The sequence below is a fragment of the Kribbella sp. NPDC005582 genome, from assembly GCF_040605415.1.
GTDB lineage: Bacteria > Actinomycetota > Actinomycetes > Propionibacteriales > Kribbellaceae > Kribbella.
Genome location: NZ_JBEXCU010000001.1, coordinates 1,884,778 through 1,907,753, shown reverse-complemented (window position 1 = coordinate 1,907,753; position 22,976 = coordinate 1,884,778). Strand labels below are relative to the sequence as shown.

General features: G+C 68.6%; 24 protein-coding genes and 1 pseudogene. 14 read left to right on the top strand and 11 right to left on the bottom strand.

Translation table 11 applies throughout. The annotated features are described in order from the left end of the window. Positions 1–50 precede the first annotated feature (50 nt). Complete coding sequence (locus tag ABZS29_RS09465; protein WP_132413983.1) at positions 51–281, top strand: hypothetical protein; 231 nt, start codon at positions 51–53, stop codon at positions 279–281. A gap of 189 nt (positions 282–470) precedes the next feature. Here the strand turns inward: ABZS29_RS09465 and ABZS29_RS09460 are convergent, their stop codons facing one another. Further along, entirely contained in the window at positions 471–2,963 is a 2,493-nt protein-coding gene (locus ABZS29_RS09460) for a glycoside hydrolase domain-containing protein (protein ID WP_355460126.1), read from the bottom strand. Between the two features lie 180 nt (positions 2,964–3,143). On the opposite strand from ABZS29_RS09460, the gene ABZS29_RS09455 reads away from it, so the two are divergent. Further along, on the top strand, positions 3,144–4,919 hold the full coding sequence (locus ABZS29_RS09455; protein ID WP_355460124.1) for a PHP domain-containing protein: 1,776 nt from the start codon (positions 3,144–3,146) through the stop codon (positions 4,917–4,919). Beyond that, entirely contained in the window at positions 4,916–5,488 is a 573-nt protein-coding gene (locus ABZS29_RS09450) for a hypothetical protein (RefSeq protein WP_355460122.1), read from the top strand. Before ABZS29_RS09455 ends, ABZS29_RS09450 begins: the two co-directional genes overlap by 4 nt. Here ABZS29_RS09450 and ABZS29_RS09445 read toward each other — a convergent pair. Beyond that, positions 5,482–7,719, bottom strand: coding sequence for an AAA family ATPase (locus ABZS29_RS09445; RefSeq protein WP_355460121.1), 2,238 nt, complete (start codon positions 7,717–7,719; stop codon positions 5,482–5,484). The two genes, ABZS29_RS09450 and ABZS29_RS09445, sit on opposite strands and share 7 nt — an antisense overlap. Before the next feature lie 117 nt (positions 7,720–7,836). Between ABZS29_RS09445 and ABZS29_RS09440 the strand changes: the two genes are divergently transcribed. From ABZS29_RS09440 to ABZS29_RS09430, 3 genes are all read left to right on the top strand, one after another. Next, a complete protein-coding gene (locus ABZS29_RS09440; RefSeq protein ID WP_355460119.1) occupies positions 7,837–8,247 on the top strand; it encodes a hypothetical protein in 411 nt (136 codons plus the stop codon). 35 nt (positions 8,248–8,282) lie between these two features. After that, positions 8,283–8,810, top strand: a complete 528-nt coding sequence (locus ABZS29_RS09435; RefSeq protein ID WP_355460118.1) for an NADPH-dependent FMN reductase — start codon at positions 8,283–8,285, stop codon at positions 8,808–8,810. Positions 8,811–8,879: 69 nt separating this feature from the next. After that, the gene (locus tag ABZS29_RS09430) at positions 8,880–9,872 is read left to right on the top strand and encodes an LLM class flavin-dependent oxidoreductase (protein ID WP_355460116.1); all 993 of its coding nucleotides are present in this window, start codon (positions 8,880–8,882) and stop codon (positions 9,870–9,872) included. On the opposite strand, the gene ABZS29_RS09425 is transcribed toward ABZS29_RS09430, so the two are convergent. After that, positions 9,859–10,374: an Lrp/AsnC family transcriptional regulator gene (locus tag ABZS29_RS09425; RefSeq protein ID WP_355460114.1), complete on the bottom strand. Its 516-nt coding sequence runs from the start codon at positions 10,372–10,374 to the stop codon at positions 9,859–9,861. The two genes, ABZS29_RS09430 and ABZS29_RS09425, sit on opposite strands and share 14 nt — an antisense overlap. 144 nt (positions 10,375–10,518) lie before the next feature. Between ABZS29_RS09425 and ABZS29_RS09420 the strand changes: the two genes are divergently transcribed. After that, the gene (locus tag ABZS29_RS09420) at positions 10,519–11,673 is read left to right on the top strand and encodes a PLP-dependent aspartate aminotransferase family protein (RefSeq protein WP_355460113.1); all 1,155 of its coding nucleotides are present in this window, start codon (positions 10,519–10,521) and stop codon (positions 11,671–11,673) included. Here the strand turns inward: ABZS29_RS09420 and ABZS29_RS09415 are convergent. After that, complete coding sequence (locus ABZS29_RS09415; RefSeq protein ID WP_355460111.1) at positions 11,645–12,217, bottom strand: ATP-dependent Clp protease proteolytic subunit; 573 nt, start codon at positions 12,215–12,217, stop codon at positions 11,645–11,647. The genes ABZS29_RS09420 and ABZS29_RS09415 overlap by 29 nt on opposite strands. 126 nt (positions 12,218–12,343) lie before the next feature. Here ABZS29_RS09415 and ABZS29_RS09410 point away from each other — a divergent pair, with 126 nt between their 5' ends. From ABZS29_RS09410 to ABZS29_RS09395, 4 genes are all read left to right on the top strand, one after another. Then, entirely contained in the window at positions 12,344–12,691 is a 348-nt protein-coding gene (locus ABZS29_RS09410) for a helix-turn-helix transcriptional regulator (RefSeq protein ID WP_355460110.1), read from the top strand. Beyond that, positions 12,692–13,669, top strand: coding sequence for a pyridoxal-phosphate dependent enzyme (locus ABZS29_RS09405; protein WP_355460108.1), 978 nt, complete (start codon positions 12,692–12,694; stop codon positions 13,667–13,669). A gap of 105 nt (positions 13,670–13,774) precedes the next feature. Further along, complete coding sequence (locus tag ABZS29_RS09400; RefSeq protein ID WP_355460106.1) at positions 13,775–14,530, top strand: phosphotransferase; 756 nt, start codon at positions 13,775–13,777, stop codon at positions 14,528–14,530. Beyond that, positions 14,527–14,919 (top strand): GNAT family N-acetyltransferase, encoded by a 393-nt coding sequence (locus ABZS29_RS09395; RefSeq protein WP_355460105.1) that lies wholly within the window; start codon positions 14,527–14,529, stop codon positions 14,917–14,919. Before ABZS29_RS09400 ends, ABZS29_RS09395 begins: the two co-directional genes overlap by 4 nt. Here ABZS29_RS09395 and ABZS29_RS09390 read toward each other — a convergent pair. Further along, entirely contained in the window at positions 14,888–15,775 is an 888-nt protein-coding gene (locus ABZS29_RS09390) for a hypothetical protein (protein ID WP_355460103.1), read from the bottom strand. The genes ABZS29_RS09395 and ABZS29_RS09390 overlap by 32 nt on opposite strands. Positions 15,776–16,063: 288 nt before the next feature. Here ABZS29_RS09390 and ABZS29_RS09385 point away from each other — a divergent pair. After that, positions 16,064–17,074, top strand: a pseudogene (locus ABZS29_RS09385) (MFS transporter); the annotation flags it as partial. A gap of 20 nt (positions 17,075–17,094) precedes the next feature. Here ABZS29_RS09385 and ABZS29_RS09380 read toward each other — a convergent pair. Then, complete coding sequence (locus tag ABZS29_RS09380) at positions 17,095–17,868, bottom strand: TetR/AcrR family transcriptional regulator C-terminal domain-containing protein (RefSeq protein ID WP_355460102.1); 774 nt, start codon at positions 17,866–17,868, stop codon at positions 17,095–17,097. 48 nt (positions 17,869–17,916) lie between these two features. Here ABZS29_RS09380 and ABZS29_RS09375 point away from each other — a divergent pair, with 48 nt between their 5' ends. Beyond that, complete coding sequence (locus tag ABZS29_RS09375; RefSeq protein ID WP_355460100.1) at positions 17,917–18,828, top strand: SDR family oxidoreductase; 912 nt, start codon at positions 17,917–17,919, stop codon at positions 18,826–18,828. Here ABZS29_RS09375 and ABZS29_RS09370 read toward each other — a convergent pair. The 3 genes from ABZS29_RS09370 to ABZS29_RS09360 are packed head-to-tail and all read right to left on the bottom strand — an operon-like array spanning position 18,825 to position 20,614. Further along, the gene (locus ABZS29_RS09370) at positions 18,825–19,625 is read right to left on the bottom strand and encodes an MBL fold metallo-hydrolase (RefSeq protein ID WP_355460098.1); all 801 of its coding nucleotides are present in this window, start codon (positions 19,623–19,625) and stop codon (positions 18,825–18,827) included. The genes ABZS29_RS09375 and ABZS29_RS09370 overlap by 4 nt on opposite strands. A 6-nt stretch (positions 19,626–19,631) precedes the next feature. Continuing rightward, a complete protein-coding gene (locus ABZS29_RS09365; RefSeq protein ID WP_355460097.1) occupies positions 19,632–19,997 on the bottom strand; it encodes a hypothetical protein in 366 nt (121 codons plus the stop codon). 20 nt (positions 19,998–20,017) lie between these two features. Beyond that, positions 20,018–20,614, bottom strand: a complete 597-nt coding sequence (locus tag ABZS29_RS09360; RefSeq protein WP_355460095.1) for a LysE/ArgO family amino acid transporter — start codon at positions 20,612–20,614, stop codon at positions 20,018–20,020. Between the two features lie 72 nt (positions 20,615–20,686). Between ABZS29_RS09360 and ABZS29_RS09355 the strand changes: the two genes are divergently transcribed. Continuing rightward, positions 20,687–21,574 carry a LysR family transcriptional regulator ArgP gene (locus ABZS29_RS09355; RefSeq protein WP_355460093.1) on the top strand — a complete coding sequence of 296 codons (888 nt, stop codon included), beginning with the start codon at positions 20,687–20,689 and terminating at the stop codon, positions 21,572–21,574. Here ABZS29_RS09355 and ABZS29_RS09350 read toward each other — a convergent pair. Further along, complete coding sequence (locus ABZS29_RS09350) at positions 21,571–22,419, bottom strand: hypothetical protein (RefSeq protein WP_355460092.1); 849 nt, start codon at positions 22,417–22,419, stop codon at positions 21,571–21,573. The two genes, ABZS29_RS09355 and ABZS29_RS09350, sit on opposite strands and share 4 nt — an antisense overlap. After that, positions 22,416–22,916 carry a GNAT family N-acetyltransferase gene (locus ABZS29_RS09345; protein ID WP_355460090.1) on the bottom strand — a complete coding sequence of 167 codons (501 nt, stop codon included), beginning with the start codon at positions 22,914–22,916 and terminating at the stop codon, positions 22,416–22,418. The genes ABZS29_RS09350 and ABZS29_RS09345 overlap by 4 nt, the downstream gene beginning before the upstream one ends. Positions 22,917–22,976 lie beyond the last annotated feature (60 nt).

Below are 22,976 nucleotides of genomic sequence, written 5' to 3'. Positions count from 1 at the left end.
TAAAAAGTGGCCTCTGCCGATCACCCGCGAACTTTTCACCAGGAGGACCAGTGACAACCGCCACCGCCACCCAGACCATCGAGCGCCGTCGCGTCCGGGTCTGGTTCGGTGAGCATGTGATCGCCGACTACAACGCCGAGCCGGCGTTGGCCGAGCGGTACGCCCACGCCATGAGCCGTCGTTTCGCCGGACTGCGGGTCACCAACGACCCGATGCCTGCCGTCGACCGGCTCCCCGACCCCCTGCCCGGCGAGCGCATGTGGGACGTAGCACCCCGCTGAGAGAATCCCCCGTCGCCTTTTCGTCTCCGCTTCTCACCGAACAACCCACGCGGACGACGGCCGGCCGAGAACCTCACCTCGACCACAAAGGGCTTCGTGTTTTCTCTTGCACACAATGCGCCTGATGACTGAAAACCTTTCACGTCCGCACCGGACTCCCCAGCCCGGTGCGGACGTTTTGCGTGCCGATCAGTACATCTCGATGTCGTCCAGGAAGACGCCGTCGGCCGACGGCGTGAAGGTTCGCGTGAACGCGACCTTGACGTGCTGCGCCCGGACCGGCGCGAACCGGACCAGATAGCGGTTGCCCGAGGCATCGTTCGGCCGGGTCACCACGGGACCGCGATCGGTCCAGTTCGACCCGTCGTCGCTGGTCAGTACGCGTACGGTGTCGGGCCGGTAGCCGGCGTACTCGACGTAGCCCTGGACGTCGACCTCGTGCACGGTCTTCGCCGCGCCGAGGTCGAAGCTGACGTCGAACGACTTCGTCTCGCCCGCCTTGCCCTGGATCACGTACGGCCGGCCGTCGCCCCAGTTGTCGGAGATCACGCCGTCGGTCGACTCGCGGCCGGTCGAGTCCGGGAAGCCGCTCGGCGGCTCCCACGACTTCTGGTACGTCAGTCCCGCGACCAGGTTCGTCCGTGGCAGCGGCGCTCCGGCGACCTTGAACTCGAGGAGTCCGTCGACCGGTGCGTTGAGCCGGACGTAACGAGCCTTCGCGTTCAGGCCGACGAAGTCCTCACCGCCGTCGGCCGCCGTCCGCTTGCCGGCGGTCACCCAGTTCACCCCGTCGTACGACGTCTCGATCGTGTACGCGGCGGGATGCGTCGTACCCCAGTTCAGGTACACGCCGTCCACCTGCTGCTGCGAGCCGAGGTCCACTGCCGTACCGGACTTGATCGTCGCGGCCAGGTTCTCAGCGGCCATCGGTTTGCCGGCGGCCGCGTCCAGGACGAGTGTCCGGATCCGGTCCAGGAAGGTGACATCGCCGGTGAACGTGCCCGGCGTACTGACGAGGGCCTTGGCCAGGTCCATGGCGAGCTGCGGATGGGTCTTCTTCAGGAGGTTCACCACCTCCCAGTCCTCGATGCCGTCGCGCTGGGACTCCAGCCGGATGGTCCGCTCGAGCAGGTTCGGGTGCTTCTTGTCCACGTTGACGATCCAGTAGTCGCCCTTGACGTCCTGCTCGTCCATCGAGATGTTCCAGTTGTTGAACGCCCAGTGCAGGTGGCCGTTCGCGTTCCGGGCAGCGGCCAGCCAGCCGATCAGCCGCTGGTAGTACTCCGGCTGGTCGATGAAGCGGTTGAGGAACCCGAGCGTCGGGATGTTGCAGTTGTAGAGCCAGAGATCCTTGCCCTTGGCCCGCTCCGCGTCGAAGGTCTTCGGGTTGGTCTCGTAGTTGAGCAGGTTCGGGATCAGGATGTCCTCGGTCTGCGCGACCTCCGAGGCGACCGGGTCGTGGAAGGTGGCGTCACCGATCTTCACCTCCGGCCAGACCGCCTTGATCTTGGCGTAGATTCCGTTCCAGCCCTCGCGACCCTGGTCGCCCTGCGGTTCGTCACCCACGTGCATCCACCACTTGGACGACCAGCCCTTGGCCTGCACGTGATCGCGGACGGCAGCGACGTACTGCTTGATCCAGCTGTCGGCCTCCGGCGAGGTCCAGGGCACGTTCTTCTTCACGGTCTTGCCGCTGGCGTTGCGGGCCAGCGTCTCGACGTCCCAAGTGGTCCAGTAGCCGGGGCCGGCGTTCACCCAGAAGCCCTCGAGCCGGCTGACCGTTCCGCGGTCGGTGAAGAACTTCACCACCTGGTCGATCTTGGAGAAGTCGAAGTGCGCCTTGCCGTCCGCGTCGACGGTGGTTCCGCCGGCCAGCAGCAGCGTGTTCATCGGGAGCGTCAGGTTGTTGTTGCGGTAGTCGCGGCGCAGGTCCGCGTAGTCCTCCATCAGCTTCCACCACTTCGGCGTGAAGGGGGAGAAGCCGTAGTTCGCAAGCATCGTCTCGACGCCGCTCGACGGCTCCTGCCAGGAGACCGTGCCGAAGAACAGTGTCCACTCGACGTCGGTGAAGCCGCTGTCCTTCGCGTCCGGAATCGTCACCGGGCGCACGTTCACCGACAGTGGCACCGTCTCGGTACCACGGTCGGTCTCGATCCGGACAGTCCCGCGATAGATGCCCCCGGCAACGTATTTCGGAACGTGCACGCGGATCCAGATCGGCTGCGCCTGGTTCGCCTCGACCGTGGTCGAGCGGTCGTTGGACAGACCGTCCGGGAAGTCGTCGGGCGCCGGCCGGCTCGGGGCGTAGACGTACTGGTTGCCGCCGAAGACCGAGTTGTGGTTGAGCGCGGTGAACTTGACGAAGTTGTAGCTCAGCTCGGACGGCGGGATCTGGCGGAAGCCGGCGGTCAGCGGCGAGAAGCTGACCCGCTTGATCGTGAAGGCGCGGTCGCGGCGGATGACGACCTGCCCGGCCTCGAACTCGTTGCGGGCGGAGTCGAGGGCGAGCGTGGACGCGCCGCCGGTGTCGCCGGGCAGCGAGTCGGGGAAGACGTGGGTCGCGGCGCGCGCGGCCCAGAGCTGGGTCTGCGCCGGCTGGGCGAGGGACGGGGTCAGCGACGTGCTGACAGCCGTGATGCTCGCCGTCACCAGGATCGTGGCGAGCACTCTGGACGGTCTCATGGCGGGGAACCCTCCTGCGAGATGGGTGGGGTCGCTCCTCATTCTTCGAGCGTCCGGAGCCAGCACCAACAAACCTGACTAGACCACTTGCCGGGTGTCCACGGTTCACCCGGGCAACACCCGGCGGACATCCAGAAGGGCGATGATCCGGCGGATTTCCCTTTGTCAGGAGGAAGCACGATGGGGCACTCGCACGACGCCGGTCACGGCCACGGGCACGGCCACGGGCACGGCCACGGACATGGGCACGGCCACGGACATGGGCACGATCACGACCATCACCACCCCAACACCGAGCTGGACGCGTCGACGCTGGCCGCGCTCGACGAGTCGGTGCCGGACAGCGACCTGAGCCCGGCCGAGGTCTCCCGGCGCGGTCTGCTCCGCTCGGCCGGCATCCTCGGCGGTACGGCGGCGCTCGCGGTCACCGGCGCTCAGTTCGCTGCCGCCACCGCCCCGAAGAGCAGCGGCTGGACCTTCCGGCCCGGCAACCGTCCGAACGTCTGGCTGGCCGGCGACCACCACATCCACACCCAGTTCAGCTCCGACGGCATGTACCGGGTGATCGACCAGGCCCGGCACGCGGCGGCGTACGGGCTGGACTGGCTCGTGATCACCGACCACGGCGGCGCGACGCACGCCCGGATCGGCGTCGACCTGGTCAACCCGCAGATCAAGGCCGCGCGCACCGAGCTCCGCGACACCCTGATCTTCCAGGGGCTGGAGTGGAACATCCCGGCCGCCGAGCACGGCACGATCTTCGTCGCGCCGGGCGCCCGCGAGGTCGAGGTGCTCAAGCAGTTCGAGAACAACTACGACGGCAGCGTGAAGAACGCCGGTGCGAACACCCCGGCCAACGAGGCCCTCGCCGTCTCCGGCATCCAGTGGCTCGGTCAGCAGGTCGACAAGCGCCGGGTCGCGGACGCGCTGTTCCTGGCCAATCACCCGGCCCGCAACGGCATCGACAGCCCGCACGAGATCCGCAATTGGCGCGACGCCAACCCGCGGATCGCGGTTGGCTTCGAGGGTGCGCCCGGTCATCAGGCCGGCGGCCTCCCGAAGGGCATCGGTACCGGCGGCGCCCGCGGCATCTACGGCAACTCGCCGAACGCGAACTCGTTCCCGGCGTACCCGGCCGAGAGCTACCGCACCTGGGGTGGCTTCGACTGGATGACCGCGACCGTCGGCGGCCTGTGGGACAGCCTGCTCGCCGAGGGCAAGCCGTGGTGGATCAGCGCGAACTCCGACTCGCACAACAACTGGAACGAGACCGCCCGCCGCCCCGACGGCTCCAGCCAGGAACAGTTCGACCGCGACGGCCGCTACATGGACCCGGTCTACGGCAACCAGGTACTCACCACGAACAGCGACTTCTGGCCGGGCTTCTACAGCCGCACGCACGTCGGCGCCGACCGGCGCGACTACCTCTCGGTGATGGAGGGCCTGCGCAACGGCCGCGTCTGGGTCGACCACGGCATGCTCGTCAAGGGCGTCGAGGTCGAGGTCCGCGAGGTCGGCCACCGGTACGGCGAACCTCTCGGCGGAGCGCTGGTAGTCCGCAAGGGCCGACCAGTCGAGCTGGTCGTCCGGATCACCACGCAGACGATGCCGAACTGGGCGAACTTCGTCCCGAAGCTGAACCGGGTCGACGTGATCCAAGGAGCGGTGACCGGTCCGGTCACCGATCGCGACACGTTCGCCGCGCCGAAGACCAAGGTCGTCCGGCAGTGGGACACCTCGGGCAAGCGCGGCACCTTCGAGCTGGTCTACCCACTCGGCCGGGTCGAGGAGCCGTCGTACCTGCGTGTTCGGGGGACGGACGGCAACCGCGGCCAGGCCGGCTACCACGGGGCTGCGGTCGACCCGGCCGGCCCGGCGCTCGACGTGGTCGGTGACGCCGACCCGTGGGTCGACCTGTGGTTCTACACCAACCCGATCTGGGTGCTGCCGAAGTGATCGTCGCTGTCGACGCGGACAGCCGGGACACGGCCGCGGCCGACCACCTGCTGTACGAACTGATCGAGGCCGTCAACCAGCCGGTCGTCGCCTGCACCCACATGGTTGTGGGCGGCGACCGTCCGCACGTGGCGGTGTCGCTGGCCGGTGCCGCCGACCTCGCCGACCCGATCCGCGCAGTCATGGCGGATCGGGGTGCGGGCCTGGCGATCACCCGGCCGGGGGCGTCCCAGCCGGAGCTCTCCGGACCGAGCCAACTCGTTCGCGGCGCCTACGTGGCCGCGGTCGAAGCAGCTCTCGGTACGGCGGGCCGCGTCGTCCGCTGGCCCGGCCACGACCGCGGTCGCGGCGTGCTGCGCGCGACCGAGCTGCGCAGCAACTGTGGAATCGACCGCCTGGAGGTGCTCGGCGGTCTACCGGTCCCCGACGACGCACTGGTCGACACCCTCGACTTCCTACGCCCAGTGCGTCGTGACGGTCAGCTGGTCCTGCAGTTGCAGCCGGCCGCCGGCAACCTGTTGATTCCGTTCGAACTGCAACACCAGCAGAAGTGCTGCGCCGATCACTGATCCCAGTCGTGCTCGGCCAGCACCTCGGGCAGCTCGCCGATCACGCCGAGACGCTGGGTGCAGCGGGTCAGAGCGACGTACAGGTCACGAAGGCCGCGCGGGGACTCGATCACGATGCCGTCCGGGTCGACGACCAGGACGGAGTCGAACTCGAGTCCCTTCGCTTCGCGGGCGGTCAGGACGGTGACGCCGCTGAGCCCGTCGACTGCCTCCTGGATCAACTCGAGGCGGCTGCGTGAGGTGATCACGCCGACCTCGCCGTGCTGGGTCTCCTCGGACGCCATCTTGTAGACGTACAAGGCCTGCTCGGCCGGCGCGACATCCGCGTGCCACGGCTGAACGCCGGTCGAACGCACCGACTGCGGCGCCTTGGCGGACGGATCGACCTCACGCAGTACGGCGTTCGCCAGCTCCATCACCTCGGCCGGGGTGCGGTAGTTCAACGTCAGCTCGGCCAGACGCCAGCGGTCGCCGAACGTCTCACCGAGAGCCGACGACCAGCTCGTGCCGCCGCCGATCGCGCTGGTCTGGGCGACGTCGCCGACCACGGTCATCGACCGCAACGGGCAGCGCCGGGCAATCGCACGCCAAGCCATCGGCGTCAGCTCCTGCGCCTCGTCCACGATCACGTGTCCGTAGGTCCAGCGGCGGTCAGCGCTGGCGCGTTCGGCCAAGGTGCGGTCGTCGTCGGCCTCGTACCGCTCGGCCAGCATCTGCGCGTCGAGAATGTCCTTCGCGGTCAGCAGCTCGGATGCGTCGTCCTCGTCGTAGTCGGTCGAGCCCGAACCGGACAGCAGGTCCAGAGCGCCTTGTGCATAAGCGATTGCGCGGGCTCGGGCAGCCCGCTCGCGAGCGGCTTCGGTGCCGTCGTCGCCCAAGAGCTCCGCCGCTTCGTCGAGCAGCGGTACGTCGGACGGGCTCCAGTCGGCGCCGTACCGGAGGAGGTGCTCGCGGTCGAGTTCGCTGAGCTGGGGTGCGGCCTGGGCGAGTCCCTGCTCGTCGCCGTACAGGTCTTCGAGAAGTTGCTGCGGGCTGAGCTGCGGCCAGAGCTGGTCGAACAGCGCCTGCATCTTCGGCTCCGCGAGGATCTCGTTGCGTAGTTCGGTCAGGTCGTAGTCGTCCAGCAGGTTCTCGCCGTCGAGCGGGTCGGTGCCGATCAGATCGGAGTACTGCGCCGTCAGGCCGTCGACGAGCTCGTTCAGGAAGAACGGCCGAGCCTGGTTGTGGGTCAGGTTGCGGCGGCGAACGCGGTCGCGCGTCGTACGGACGAACTCCGGGTCGAGGGTGAGCGTGGTCCGGTCGACAAGGACCTCGATCGGCTGCTCCGGCACCCACTGACGATCGGCGACCGCCTTCTCGATCACGGCGGCCATCACCGTGCGGCCCTTGACCTCCGCACTCTCCGGCGCCTCCGGCCGGGTCGCGGTCAGGCCCGGGTAGAGCTCGGCGATCGTGACGAGGCGTACGCCGTCCTCACCGAGCGAAGGCAGCACCTGGCCGATGAACTTGAGGAATGCCGCATTCGGTCCGACGACCAGAATTCCGCGCTTTTCCAGCTGTTCCCGATGGGTGTACAGAAGATAAGCAGCGCGGTGCAGGGCGATTGCCGTCTTGCCGGTGCCCGGACCGCCTTGGACGACGAGGATTCCGGGCAGCTCGGAGCGGATGATCCGGTCCTGGTCGGCCTGGATCGTCTGCACGATCGACTCCATCCGGCCGGTCCGGCGCGCGTCCAGCGCCTTCAGCAGGACGGCCTCGCCGATCACACCGGTCCCGGGCTTCGACGGGTCCGCGGCCTCCCGGTCGAGGTCGAGCTGCTCGTCCTGGACGTCGACCACGCGGCGTAACCGGGTCTGGATGTGCCGCCGCCGGACGATGCCCTGGTTGGCGACCGCGGTCGCGATGTAGAACGGCCGCGCCGCGGGAGCGCGCCAGTCGATCAGCAGCGGCTCGTAGTCGGCGTCGTGCAACCCCAGCCGGCCGATGTGCAGGACTTCGCCGTCAGCCGCGTCGAGGCGGCCGAAATACAGGCCTTCCTCGGCCGAGTTCAGTCGCGCCAACCGGACGCCGAGGTCGCGGATCCGTCCGTCGCGCTGGTTCAGTGCCTGCGCGTTCCGGGTGCTGACCAGCAACTCTTCGGAGGTACGCCGTTCGGTCCGCGCACGCTCGGAGTCGAGGGCGGTGTAGAAGGTGCTGAGGTGCGCTTGTTCGGCGTCGACCGGATTCGGCAAGTGAAACCCCTATGTGATAAAATGCGTCTTTGTTGGCTCCCGAATGCATTTCTCAGTGGCAGCCACAAATCAATGAGTTTATCCGGTGCAAGACATTTCTTGTAGTGGGGGATTCCGGTGCGGCTCTGGATCGCGAACGCGCTGGCGACAGTCCTGGTGGGGCTCGCCGCGGTTGGGCAGCTGGTCGACGCGTCCTCGCCTGATGACTCCTCCTGCGGGCCGAACTGCGATCCGCACGGCTACATCGTCATCTTCATGGCGATCCCGGTGCTCATCGTCATCCTGGTCGCGCTCTTCGCCCTCGGATCTCTCGTGGGCCGCCGTCGGGCCGGCTTCTGGCTGGCGCTGGTCGCCGCGGCCGGCTGCGCCCTCGAGTTGCTCATGCTGTGGTCGCTGATGACGGCCCTTCTCGCCGTGCTGGTCGGCCTGGTCATCGTGGCATCGGTCGTGCTGGCGATCGTCGGCCTCCGCAACGCGCCGGTGCACCAGCCGTACCGCGTGCCGGAGCCGCCGTACCCGTCGGCTTGACCTCAAGTCGTGTTGAGCTATTAACGTCGCACGACGTGACTGTCCACCCGCTCCGCCTGGCCGTGCTCACCCGCAACCTGGAGCCCGGCCGCTTCGGTACGACGGTCACGCACTGGTTCGCCTCCGCGGCCGACCAGCACGACGAGTTCAAGTGTGACCTGATCGACCTTGGCCGGATCGACCTGGTTGACCTCCCCGCTCGGATCGCCGAGGCCGACGCGATCGTCATCGTCACCGCCGAGTACAACCACGCCTACCCCGGCGACCTCAAGACCGCGATCGACGCCGTCCGCCACCCCTGGTTCGCCAAGCCGGTCGCCTTCGTCGTCTACGGCGGCCGCTCCCGTGGCCTGCGCGCCGCCGAACAACTCCGCCTCGTCTTCGGCGAACTCCACGCCGTCCCGATCCGCGACACCCTCGCCTTCTCCGAAACCGACTTCACCGAGACCGGCCACCCCGTCGACCCCACCACCGACCCCGCCGCTCAAGCCCTCCTCACCCAACTCGCCTGGTGGTCCCGCCCACTCCGCGAAGCGCGCGCCAGCACGCCGTACCCGGGCTAGGTCCTGGGAATAACGGGTCGGCGGGGCTGGTTCACGTTGAACGTGAGTAGCGAAGCTTTGCCTTTGTCCGTGCTCGATCTGTCGCCGGTGCCCTCGGGGACCAAGCCTTCGCAGGCGTTGCACGAGACGCTGGAGCTGGCGCGAGTGGCCGAGGCGGCCGGCTATCACCGGTACTGGCTGGCTGAGCACCACAACATCTCGAGCGTGGCCAGCTCGAGCCCCGAGGTGATGATTGCGGCGGTCGCCGGCGTCACCTCCGAGATCCGCGTCGGTTCCGGCGGGATCATGCTGCCGAACCACTCACCGCTCAAGGTTGCCGAGACGTTCCGCGTCCTGGCGGGCCTCTACCCGGATCGCATCGACCTCGGGCTCGGCCGGGCGCCCGGCACGGACCAGCGGACCGCGCTCGCCCTCCGCCGCAGCCGCGAGGCCCTCGGCGCCGACGACTTCACCGAGCAGTACGCCGAACTCCGCGCGTACGCCGAAGGCTTCCCGGCCGGTCATCCGTTCGAGCCGATCACCGCGCAACCGTCCGACGTACCGCTGCCGCCGGTCTTCATCCTCGGCTCCAGCACGTACGGCGGTCAGGCGGCGGCCGCGCTCGGCACCGGATTCGCCTATGCCGGTCACTTCGGCACGCTCGACCCGGCCGGCGTGATCTCGGCGTACAAGACGAACTTCCAGCGGTTCGAACACGACTCCGCGCCGTACGCGATTCTCGCGCTGGCCGCGATCGTCGCCGAGACCGAAGAGCGCGCACACCAGCTCGCCGAGGCGAACGCGTTGTCGCTGCTGCGGCTGCGTTCCGGTCGCCCCGGCCCGCTGCCGTCACCGGAGGAGGCGGCGGCCTACCCGTGGAGCGAGGGTGAGCGCGCCGCCGTCGAGGAGTGGGCCGGCTTGTCCGTGGTCGGCACGCCCGACCAGGTCGCCGCCGAGCTCACCCGCCGCGCCAACCAGGCCGGCGCCGACGAACTCATCATCACCACCCACATCCACAGCCCGGCCGAGCGCGCCCGCTCGTTCCAGCTCCTCGCCGAGGCCTGGGGTCTCAAACCGCGCTAGGTGTGGCGCGGACGTGTTCGAAGATGAGGCTGGTTTCCGCGTGGGCTACCGCGGAATCGGCCGTCAGGTGGTCGAGCACGAACTCGCGCAGCGCGTCCGGCGACGCAGCCGACACGTGCAGCAGGTAGTCATTGGCGCCGCTGACGTGGAACAGCGACAGTACGCCGGGCAGCGCCGGAACCTTGGCGCGGAAACGATCGATCTCGTCGCGTGAGTGCGTACTGATCCGGATCGCGATCAACGCCTGCAGCGGCTGACCCAGCGCGCCCAGATCCACGTCCGCGTGGAAGCCACGAATGACACCGCGTTCGCGTAATGCGCGCACGCGGGTCAGACACGTCGACGGCGCGATCCCGGTGGCCTCGGCGAGGGCGTTGTTCGGCATCCGCCCGTCGAGCGTGAGCAGCCGGACCAGCTCCCGATCCACCTCGTCCAGGCCGCCCCCGACCGCACCCGGTACCGCCCGTGGGGCCGGTCCGGGGCTCCGGCGATCCTTCGGCATACCACCACTGTAGAGCGCGTTCACAGAATCCACAGCGTGTGGACATCCCTGTGGACGAATTTTCTTCGGAACTCTTGCGCCTTCTCCGCAGAAGATTTCATCCTCATCTCAGCCAATGCCTGTGGATAACTTCTGGGAGGCGTCATGCACCTCGATACCCGCGCGGTGCACTCCGGCCGCGACGACCTGACCGCCCTCGGGGTGCACGTCCCGCCGATCGACCTGTCCACGACCTACCCGCTCCCGGACGTCGGGACCGGCGGCACGTCGTACGACGCGCTCGCGCAGGGCGACGGCCCGGACGGCGGCAGCCTCGTCTACCAGCGCCTGTGGAACCCGACCGTCGCCCGCTTCGAGGACGCGCTCGCGGAGCTCGAGCAGACCGACGGCGCGGTCGCCTTCGGCTCCGGCATGGCCGCGCTCACCGCCTGCCTGCGCGGCACGGTCGCCGCCGGGCGGCCGCATGTGATCGCCGCCCGGCCGATCTACGGCGGCAGCGATCACCTGTTATCCACAGGGCTCCTGGGGACAACTGTGAGCTTTGTGCGACCCGACGAGATTGCCGCGGCCGTCCGCCCCGACACCGGTCTGGTTCTTCTCGAGACCCCGGCCAACCCAACGGTCGAGCTCGTGGACATCGCCGCCGCGGTTCGGCAGGCGGGCGACGTACCGGTGCTGGTGGACAGCACTTTCGCGACTCCGGTGCTGCAGCAGCCGGCTCGGCACGGGGCGAGCCTGGTGTTGCACTCCGCAACGAAGTACCTGGGTGGTCATGGCGACGTCATGGGCGGCGTCGTCGCGGCCGGCCGGGACTGGGTCAGCCGGCTTCGGCAGATCCGTGCGGTAACAGGTGGCCTGCTGCACCCGTTGGCGGCATACGAACTGCACAGGGGACTGCAGACGTTGCCGGTGCGAGTGCGGGCGCAGCAGGCCACTGCCGCGAAGGTCGCCGACTGGCTGTCCGCGCAGCCGGCGGTCGAGCGTGTCTACTACCCCGGCCTGTCCGACCCGCTGGAGCTCGTCGGGCGGCAGATGTCCGGACCAGGCGCCGTACTGGCGTTCACCGTGGCCGGTGGCTACGAAGCGGCCGCTGCGGTCGCCGGCGGGCTGCGCCTGATCACTCACGCGGTCTCACTGGGTGGAGTGGACACGCTCATCCAGCACCCCGCCGCGCTGACTCACCGCCTCGTCGAAGCGTCGGCGAAGCCGTCCGACGCACTCCTCCGGCTCTCCCTCGGCCTGGAGGATCCGGAGGACATCACCGCCGACCTCAAGCAGGCACTGGAACCGGCCGGGTAAGCACCCGGTCGATCATTCCGTACTCCTGGGCAGCCTCCGGAGTGAACCAGCGGTCGCGGTCGAAATCCGTGGTGATCCGCTCCCGAGGCTGACCCGTCCGCTCGGCGATCAGTTCGGCCAGGTCCTCGCGGGCCTTGATCGCCTGCTCCGCCTGCACCTTGATGTCACTCGCCGTACCGCCCATACCGCCGGTCGGCTGGTGCATCATGATCCGCGCATGCGGCAGGGCGAACCGCTTGCCCGGCGTACCGCAGGTCAGCAGCACCTGCCCCATCGAGGCGACCAGCCCCATCCCGTACGTCGCCACGTCGTTGCTGATGAAGTTCATCGTGTCGTAGATCGCCAGCCCTGCGGAGACGGAGCCGCCGGGGGAGTTGATGTAGAGCGAGATGTCCGCCCGGGGGTCCTCGGCGTTCAGCAGCAGGAGTTGGGCGCAGAGGGCGTTGGCGTTCTCGTCCTTGATCTCGTCGCCGAGGACGAGGATGCGCTGCCACAGCAGGCGTTCGTAGACGTTTCGGTCCAGGTTGTTCGGTAGCTCGCTCATGCTTTCCAGAGTGCGGGCGGACCGCGGGATCAGGCCCCGGAATCTGCCCGTGGCAGATCTGCCCACCGCAGAGCCCTCGCGGATGGCACACTCGGTACAGGACAGCTGAGCCGAGGAGGGCCACACGTGTTGCTACGCGAGGTGATCGGAAACGTCTTCCGCCGGTTGCGGCGCGAGCGCGGGATCACCCTGCGCGAGCTGGCCGAGCGGGCGCAGGTCTCGGTGCCCTATCTGTCCGAGATCGAGCGGGGCCGCAAGGAGCCGTCCTCGGAGATCCTGGCCGCGATCTGCCGCGCCCTGGACCTCGAGCTGACCGACCTGCTGACCGAGGTCCAGTTCGACCTCGCCACCGCGGTCCGGGCCACGCTGCCGATCCGCCTCCAGACCACCTCCATCCGCGTGCAGCAGTCGCAGCCCCGCACGATCAGCTCCTCGCCGACCGCTTCGTACGGCGCGCTGGCGCTGGTCGCGTAGTTGGATTGGTACGAGAACGCCTCCGCTCGGGAGTGGCGGACGACGCCCGCCCCGGCGGAGGTGCTCGCGTTTCACCGGAGCCTGCCGGCGTACCGGCCGACGCCGCTGACCGCCGTACCGGGGTTGGCGGCTGAGCTCGGAGTCGGTCGAGTGCTGGTGAAGGACGAGTCATCGCGGCTCGGCCTGCCGGCGTTCAAAGCCCTCGGCGCTTGGTGGGCCATCGACCGCGCGCTGGTTGAGGGCACGGCTGAGCTCGTCACCGCGACCGACGGCAACCATGGTCGCGCGGTGGCGCGTCGAGCGGTTCAGCTCGGGCTGGATGCGTTTGTCTTCGTGCCGGATGTCGTGAGTGAGGCGGCGATCGCCGCGATCCGGGACGAGGGCGCGACGGTGCGCGTCGTACCGGGCTCGTACGACGACGCGGTGGCTGAGGCGGCGGCGTACGCGGGAGCTGAGCGGTTGCTGATCCAGGACTCCGCCTGGCCTGGCTACGAGGTGGTGCCGCAACTGATCGTCGACGGCTACTCGACCCTCTTCCGCGAGATCGAGGCTTCGGCTGACCTGGTCGTCGTACCGATGGGCGTCGGCTCAGTCGCCCAGGCCGCAGTCACCCACTACCGCAGCGAAGCCGCCGGCCCCATGCTCCTAGGCGTCGAACCCACCGCCGCCCCTTGCATCACCACCAGCCTCCTCGCCGGCAAGCCCGTCACCGTCCCCACCACCAAAACCGTGATGGCCGGCCTCAACTGCGGCACGCCCTCAACCCTCGCCTGGCCAGTCCTCCGCTCCGGCCTCGACCACGCCATCACCGTCGACGACGAAGCCGCCCTCCAAGCCTCAACAGACCTAGCCGCCGCAGGCATCTCCTCCGGCCCCAGCGGAGCCGCCACCCTCGCCGGCCTCCGAGCCGCCCGCCCCAACCTCAACCTGGGATCCGACAGCACGGTGATCCTCATCAACACCGAGGCCGCCCACTAACCCCACCCTCCGCGCTCCGCCGCCGCACGCGCCCACCTCGAGCGCACTACCCGCGCGGTGCTTAATTCGCGAGCGTCGTGTGATCGATACGCCTAGGGTCGGCCTGTGGGTAACTACATCAAGCGGCGGTCGCCCGCGGTACCTGGGTCGATCGCGGCAGCACTGGGGATGGCCGAGGCCGAAGTGCGGTTCTACCGCGAGATCGCGCCGGAGATCGGCGTTCGGGTGCCTGCCTGCTATCGCGCTGAACTCAACGACGAGGGCTCGTTACTGGAGCTCGAGGACCTCTCGTCCTGGCAGCAAGGCGCGGATCCGGTAGCCGCCGCCACGCTGCTGCGGGCGATGCACGATCGGTGGACCGATCGAGCTCACGTCCGCTGGCCGTGGCTCCGGCCGGTCGGCGCGGGCGACGACCTGGTCGCGCGTCTGTACGACGACACCTGGCCGAAGCTCGCCGCCCGCACCTTGTCCGCACCCGTGCGCGAGTTCGGAGAGCGGCTGGTCGGCAACGTCAAGCAGGCCGAGGCGCAGGTACGTGACGCCGGCCCGCAGACCCTGATCCACGGCGACGCGTCGGCCCTCAACCTCCGAACTGCTCCAGACGGCGAGATCGCCTTGCTGGACTGGGAAGACGTCTCAGCAGCACCGGGAGTCGTCGACCTGACCTGGCACCTGATCTCCTCCGTACCGCCCGAGCACTGGCCCGACGCACTAGCTGCCTACGGACCGACCGATGGACTGCTGGCAGTGCTCCCGTCGACCATGGTGCAGGGCTACCTCAGCATGTCCGACTGGCCCGAAGACTCCGAGCAGGCCGCCGGTTTCGAGGCGCGGCTCGCGGCCGGGGCGGCGATGCTATGAGGTTCGTCGTGCGGTTCCCGGTCGACGACCGGGCCTTGTCGGAGCTCCACGCCGCGGCGTTCGAGAGCGAGCCCAGCGTGCAGCCGTGGGCAGAGCGGTTGGAGCGCTGGGCTCTTACCTGGGTCGGTGCCTTTAGCAACGATCAGCTCGTCGGCTTCGTCCAGGTTTGCTGGGACGGCGGGGCACACGCCTTCGTCCTCGACACCGCTGTCCACCCGGAGTTCGGTCGCCAGGGCATCGGTCAGCAACTAGTGGCCACCGCCGCCGCGGAGGCCCGCGATGCCGGCTGCGAGTGGCTGCACGTGGACTTCGAGCCGCACCTCACGGCCTTCTACCTAGAGGCGTGCGGCTTCCGACCTACTGATGCAGGTCTGCTGAAACTTCGGTGAGCCGTTCGGTGGAGATGCATGACGTCAAGCACCGTTCCTTGGCATCACCGAGCAGTTCGGCGGTCCAGTTCGTGAACCCGCCGTCACCGAGCTCCGCGTCCACCGTCGCGACGCCGAGCGCCGTACCGGTGTAGTAGGTGGCGCTCTTGGTCCGCTCCGTGTCTTCCCGCAACGAGGCCTTCACAGCCGGCCGAACTGTGTCCTCGATGCGCTCGGTCACCGTTGATGGAGTGAACGTCGTGAACGACAGATCCGCACGATCGCCAAGCACGTCCGCCCAGAAGTTCAGGTGATCGATCAGCAGCTCGGCCTCGGTCCGCCCCGACCCCGTGTCCCGCGCACTCGACACCAGCACGAACAGCTGAAAGTGCGCGAACATCCCCGGCCCCTCCACCGGCTGCGCCCGAACCACCCGCTGACACGCCGCCAGATCAACCCGCGCCTGCCCGGCCCGCCGCCGTACGGCGGCCTCGATCGCCAGCTCGTTGGTCGGATCGCTGGCGACCTCGGTACCGCGGATCGTGCTCAGCACCTGGTGCTGGTTGATCGTCGCCACCGCCGAACACGTCCCCAACGGCGTCACCGGCGACAACTCCACCCCGGCAAACCGCTCCGGCAACGCCTCCCACAACCGCTGCTGCGTCCGTACCAACGCCCGCGGATCGGCGTTCGACGGCCGCACGAACCGATCCTCCCGCCACCGCTGCACCAACCGCGCCGGCGTCACCTGAGCCGCCCGCTCCCGACTCACATCCAGCAACACCGACTGCAACTCAGACCCACTCAATCCCGACGTCAACGCCTCCCGCGTCCCCGCCGGCAACTTCCCCCAGACCCGCCCACTGACATCCGCCATCCCCCCACTCTGCCCGACCCCCGCACCAGCCGCTCGCCAATTACCCGGACCCCCACGCCATCACAAATGCGTGCGTCGGAAGGTGGTGAGCGTGGCGGAGGGCGGCCGCCGCCACTTGTGATGGCCTGCAGATCCGCATCCACCGTCCAACCTCGCCACCGCGGGGCGAAATCGGGTGCGGGGGCTCGGGTTCGGGGGTAGCTTCGGGGGATGAGATTTCCTAGTGCGCATCTTTGACCTCGGCGACCGCGGGGTGATCGGTTGCCGGCTGGCTTGTCGGCGCGGATCGTGGCTTACCAGGGGCTGCAGGACTTCATTCCGCTGTATCCGCTGTACCAGCTCCTGTTCACCGATCACGGGTTGTCGACGGCGCAGATCTCCACGCTGTTCGTCATCTGGTCGGCGACCGGGTTCGTGCTCGAGGTGCCGTCGGGTGCCTGGGCGGACTCGTATTCGCGCCGCAAACTCCTGGTGCTCGGTGCGCTGCTCAGCGCCGCTGGGTATGCAGCCTGGATCGTGCTCCCCACGTTTGCCGGATTCGCGCTGGGGTTCGTGCTGTGGGGGATCTCGTCCGCTCTCATCTCCGGCACCTACGAAGCCTTCGTGTACGACGAATTGGCCGCCCGCTCGCTCACCGGGCGCTACGCGACGCTCCTTGGCCGAGCACGCTCCGCCTCGTTCGTGCTGAATCTCGCCGCCACCGCACTCGCCTCCCCGCTCTTCGCGCTAGGCGGCTATGCGCTGGCCGCGGCGGTCAGCATCTCGAGCAACCTCATCCAGGCAGTCGTCGCCTGGACCTTGCCCGAGGCGCCGCGCGCAACCGTGGAGTCAGAGGCAGCCACCTCGCGTGGCGCGTTCGCCGGCTACTTCAGCATGCTGCGCACCGGCCTGGCCGAAGTACTCACCACCCAAACCGTACGGCGGGCTGTCCTGCTGACCGCACTCCTCGGCGGCTTCCTCGCCTTCGACGAGTACTTCCCGTTGCTGGCCAGGGAACTCGGCACCTCCACCACGATCGTCCCGCTGCTGATCGCGGTAACAGTCGCCGCGCAAGCGATCGGCAGCGCCCTCGCCGGACCGGCCTACAAGTTGCCCAAAGCAACCTTCGCCGCCGCGCTCGCCATTGCTGCAGTCTCGATCGCCACCGGAGCGTTGAGCCGGTCCGCCTGGGGCTTCGCCGCCATCGCGATCGGGTACGGCGCCCTGCAACTCGTGATCGTGGTCGCCGACGCCCGCCTGCAGGACGCGATCACCGGACCAGCCAGAGCGACCGTCACCTCCGTCTCAGGTCTCTTCAGCGGGGTCTTCGCGATCGCGACCTACGCCGGGTTCGCGCTCGGATCGGTCTGGTTCGCGATGTCCACGCTGGTGGCCGCGCTCACCGTCCCCGTGCTCCTGACGGCGTTCGTCGTACCAGCCGCAATGCCCGCGGTGAAGATCGCCAACGCCGACTCGAATCCGCTGTCGAAGTCGTAGGCGAGCCCATCCGCACCCAGCTCGGACACAACACGGACCAGCGTCGGTGCCTTGCCCTCAGGCAACTCGGCGACCCGGCTGAGCAGATCCGGCGCGAGGTCGAACGTCTCGGCCCGCACTGCGACCTCGCCGAGCAGGAAGCCGTGGATGAAGTCGACAAGCGTGTTCACCGCCTCGACGATCTGTCGCGCCGGGAGCCCGCCGCGGTCGAGCGCGCGGTAGAACGGCTCGACCGTCACCACGACGACCGCCGACACCGCTGAGGTGTCGGACAGGATCTGCAGCGCGAGATTCGGATGCGCCCGCAGCGCGTTGCGATAAGCACGCGCCGCATCCTTGAGCTGCTCCTGCCAGCTGACCGCGTCCCCGGGATCAGGGAACTCCAGCGAAGCGAATACCAGCTCCGCCAACCCAGCCAGTACGGCGGCCTTGTTCGGCAGGTGGTGATAGAGCGACATCGGGTTCACGCCGAGCGTGCCGGCCAGCCGCCGCATGGTCAGTGCGTCGATGCCCTCGTCGTCGACGATCCGCAGCGCCGCGGTCAGGATCGCCTCCCGGCTCAGTCGCTCCTCACCTGCTCGGGGCCGCCCGCCGGAGCGCTTGCCAGCTTTAACCATACGTCGTATGGTACATAACCATACAGCGTATGGAAAGGATGACCCACGATGAAACCGTTGGCGGGCAAAGTGGCACTGGTGACCGGAGGCAGTCGCGCGGCGGGGCGGGGGATCGCGGTCCAGCTCGGCGCGGCCGGCGCGACCGTATACGTGACCGGCCGGACCACCCGTGCGAGCCGCTCGGAGATGAACCGCCCCGAGACGATCGAGGACACCGCCGAACTGGTCGACCAGGCCGGCGGCCACGGCATCGCCGTACCGGTGGATCACCTCGAGCCCGCACAGGTGCAGGACCTGATCGACCGGATCGAGCGTGAGCAGGGCGCGCTGCACATCCTGGTGAACGACATCTGGGGCCAGTACGGCGAGCCCGAGTGGGACAAGACCGTCTGGGAGAGCGACCTCGACGCCGGGCTGCGTCTGCTTCGGCTCGGCGTCGACACGCACGCGATCACCAGCCACTTTGCGCTGCCGCTGCTGATCAAGTCGCCCGGCGGGCTCGTCGTTGAAATGACCGACGGCACGAACGAGTACAACGCCGACCACTACCGCGTCTCGTTCTTCTACGACCTCGCGAAGGGCGCGGTCAGCCGAATGGCGTTCGCACTCGCCCACGAGCTCGACAAGTACGAGGCAACCGCCGTACTCCTCAGCCCCGGCTGGCTACGCTCCGAGGCCATGCTCGAAGGCTTCGGCGTCACCGAGGACAACTGGCGCGACGCCACCGAACGCATCCCGCACTTCGCCATCTCCGAAAGCCCGTCGTACGTCGGCCGCGCCGTCGCCGCACTCGCCGCCGCCCCCGACCTCCGCCGCTGGAACGGCAAGTCAACGTCCAGCGGCGAGCTGGCCCGCATCTACAACTTCACCGACCTCGACGGCTCCCAGCCCGACGCCTGGCGCTACATCGTCGAGGTCCAGGACCCCGGCAAACCCGCAGACACCACCGGCTACCGCTAAAGCCGGTACGGCGGACACACGACGGCACCCGACGTCGGAGCAGCCAGTGCCCGCCCGGAGGCATCCAGCGCCGGATGAGGATGTGCGGCCGCGATCGGAATCCCGGCCGCGGCCGCTAGCGCGAGAACCTCACGCCGCGACGTGACCGCCAGTGCCGGGTCGCGCTCGTAAACGTAGGTCAGCTCCGGCCACCGTGCCTGCGAGGGATGCACCAGCACATCCCCGCCCAGCAATGCCCGGGAGGTCACCACCGACTGATGCCCGGGCGTGTGCCCCGGCGTCGGCAACAACCGCATCCCGCGAAACCCGACGTCGCCGTCGACGACCCGCAGCTGCCCGGCCTCCTCGATCGGCCGAATCATCCGCTCGTACGTCGTCCCGCCACGGACATGCGCCAACTCGTCCGCCTGTACGACGTACTCCGCGTTCCGAAACCGTGGTCGCGTTCCCTCCGCGCTCCAGCCGACGTGATCCAGGTGCACGTGCGTCAACACAACCGCATCCACCTCGTCGACCCCGACACCCGCCAACTCCAGCAACCCCGGCAGCCGCCCCGCGACTCCCAACCACTCGGCGGCCTCACCGCCGGCCGGCCCAACTCCCGCATCAACCAGCACCACGCCCGCAGCGCCGGTCACCAAGTAACTGTGGAAGTGCAGCCACCACCCACTGCCACGCACATTGCCGGGTGTCATCCGCGCGGTCCACTCGGCGTGCTCCGCGCTCCAGCCAGGCAAGGCCTCCGCCACGGATTCCGGAAACACCGCCACGGCGTCACACAACACCGTCACGTCCATGGTTGATCAGGGGAGGTGGCGGAGGGTGGCGTCGACGATGTCGTGAAGTCCTCCATTGAGGGCGATAGGGGTAGCGGGCGCGTGCAGGTGGATGACGTTGAGGAGTTTCTCGAAGAGGGGAAGGAGCTCCTCGTTCTTGCGGATGCCGGCGCCGAGGAGGACACAGTCCCACGGGTGAGCGTCGAGGGCGGCGATCAGCGCGGGTACGTCGTCCGTGCCGTCCAGACCGATCAGACAGTTCTGGGCGTCGATGCCCAGCTCACGAAAGCGCTCTGCGGCGGCTTCGATCGCGGCGGTGACCGGGGCCGGATCCCAGGGACCAGGGATGCGGTGGGGATCGAGACCGACGACAAGGACCTGGCGTGAAGTCATGCTCCGACCGTAGTCCGAGCTCAGCTCACCAGCATCACGGTGGCGAGGGTCGTCATCAGCAGCGCGATCGTGCTGTCGAGGAACTGCCAGGCGCGCGGCCGCGCGAAGACCGGTGCCAGGCGGCGGGACAGGAAGCCGAGCGAGAAGAACCAGGTGAAGCTGGCAGTGACGGATCCGAGGCCGTAGAGCCAGCGTGCGTCGGGCCCGTGCTGGTTGGCGAGGGAGCCGAGCAGGACGACCGTGTCGAGGTAGACGTGCGGGTTGAGATAGGTGAAGGCGAGGCAGGTCAGGACGACGGTGCGAAGTGCCGCGGGCTGGTGGTCGGTCGCGGCCAGTGCTGTCGGGCGGAAGGCGCGGCGAGCCGCGAAGGCCGCGTAGGCGAGCAGAAACGCGGCGCCGCCGTACTTGGCGACGGACAGCGCGACAGGGCTGGCGGAGATCAGTACGCCGAGCCCAGCGATCCCCCCAGTGATCAGTACGGCGTCCGACAGCGAACACACCAGTACCACCGGCAGGACGTGTTCGCGGCGCAGTCCCTGGCGCAGGACGAAGGCGTTCTGGGCGCCGATGGCGACGATCATGGCCAAGGTCGTGGCGAAGCCGGCAAGGAGGGACATGCCTCGACCGTAAGAAGATTCGGCCAGGTAAACCAGCTAAAGATTCTCACGCACCATTAGAATTGCTTCATCATGCAAATCGACTCCGCGCAGCTGGAGACCTTCGCGGCGGTCGTCGACGAGGGCAGTTTCGACGCCGCGGCGCAGCGGCTCCAGGTCACGCCCTCGGCCGTCAGCCAACGCATCAAGGCACTCGAGAGCCGCCTCGGTCAGGTGGTGGTGATGCGTGGGAAGCCGGCCCGCCCGACGGAAGCCGGCGAGGCGGTCCTGCGGCTGGCCCGGCAGGTCGCGCTGCTGGAGTACGAGGCGATCACCGCGATCCAGGGCACGGTCGACGCGCTCCGGCTGCCGATCGCGGTCAACGCGGACTCACTCAACCACTGGTTCCTCGCCGCGATGCTCGATCTGTCCGAGCAGTTCCCCGCGCGGTTCGTGGTCCATCGCGAGGACGAGGAGTACTCCGCGGAGTTCCTCCGCAACGGGACCGTCCTGGCCGCGGTCACCGGCGATCCGCGGCCGGTCCAGGGCTGTCGCGTCGTACCACTGGGCAAGATGCGCTACCTACCGCTCGCGACGCCCGAGTACGCCGACCGCTGGCTGACCGGCAAGCCGCTGGCCGAGGCGCTCGCCGATGCCCCGCTGATCCAGTTCAACGAGAAGGACGTGCTGCAGCACCGGCTGATTCGCAAGATCACTCGGCGGCACCTCGATCCGCCGGCGCACGCCGTACCGGCGGCCGGAGCCTTCCATCAAGCCGTGCTGATCGGCCTCGGCTGGGGAATGATCGAGGACCAGGTCGCCGACCCGGCGATCGCGGCCGGCCAGCTGGTGAACATTGCCCCCGGCAAATATCTCGACGTGCCGCTGTACTGGCAGCACTGGAAGTTGGAGTCCGAGGTGCTCGCAGCCCTCACCGCGGCGGTCCTGCGCGCGGCGGCCACGAGCCTCCGCCGGTCCTAGCTCCAGCGCAAACCCATCGGGTTGTCCGGCGGAAGCAGCGAACCAGCCATCAGTACGCCGCTCAGCGGGTACACGAGGTCGTGCAACTCGGTCGTCAGCTCGTCGCCGAGCGCACGCCACCCGGCATCGGCCAACGCATCAGTAGTGTCTTCGACCTGCTGGCGCAGCGCCCGACCGGCCTCGGTCAATGCGCCGGCCGCGTCCAGCAGCCCGCGCGAACGCAGGTCTTCCTCGGCAGCCTCCCACTCCGACGAGCTCCAGCGCCTGGCGACGTCGAAGATCTCCTTCGTCGGGCCGCCCGCTGCCGTGGCGGTCACCAGGGCCTGACACGGACTGAGCTCAGCAGCGACGAGTGCCGCCACATGCCCGTCTCCGCGCGATTCCCGCAGGATCGTGGTCGCCTGCCAGAGCACGAGGTGCGGTTCGGTCGGCCAGTCGAGGGCCGCGTTCGCTGCCCCCAGTGGTCGCCCGCCCAGCGGCGCCGCCTCGGCAGCTCGCCGTGCCACCTCGGCCACGCGTTCGAACGACGGCGCCGGATCGAACAACCGTCGTACGGCGGCATCGACCGCGGCGAGCCGTGCTTCCAGCAACTGAGCCGGGGTGGCGCGTTCCCAGGCATCCGGAACGGACCGGGCCACCATCGCCGGATGGAAGTTGTAGAAGACCGCGGCGACCAGCTCGGCCGAGGCCGCACCGAGCGGCGCGGCGCGGCAGCCGAAGTAGCTCATCCAGCCGCCCTTGAGGCCCAGGGCATCGGTCGCCTGCCTGGTCTCGGGGGCGAAGTAGGTGATCGCGTGGAAGGGCTCGAGCGTCCTCCACATCCGGCGCGCGCGGTTGTCCGTCACATCAGCGGACGGTACATCACATGCAGACCGACGTACCCGAGTTTGGCGTGTTCGAAAGCCTCCGGCACGGTCCCGGCGATCCGGAAGCCGAGCGCCTGCCACAGATGCACGGCCGGCTCGTTCGTCTCCACCACCGCGTTGAACTGGATCGACCGGAAGCCCTCCTGGCCGGACCACGCGATCATGTCCTCGCAGAGCAGCCGGCCGACGCCGCGACCGCGCGCCGCCGGGTTGACCATGAAGCTCGCGCTGGAGACGTGCGAGCCCGGACCGGGCCGGTTCGGATACATGTTCGCGGTGCCGAGGACGGTGCCGTCGGCATCGACCGCGACGGTGACGCGACTCCGGGGCGCGGTGACCATCCACAGCGCTCGAGCCTGCTCGAAGGTGAGGTCGGGGTCGTAGGTGTAGGTCTCCCGCGCGGTGACGATGTCGTGGAAGAACGGCCAGATGGCCGGCCAGTCGGCGTCGGTCGCGACCCTGATCTGCGCTGTCATGATGCGAAAAGCATCACCTCGACCGCTGCGCATGCCAACCGATTTAGTGCGGACCCCATA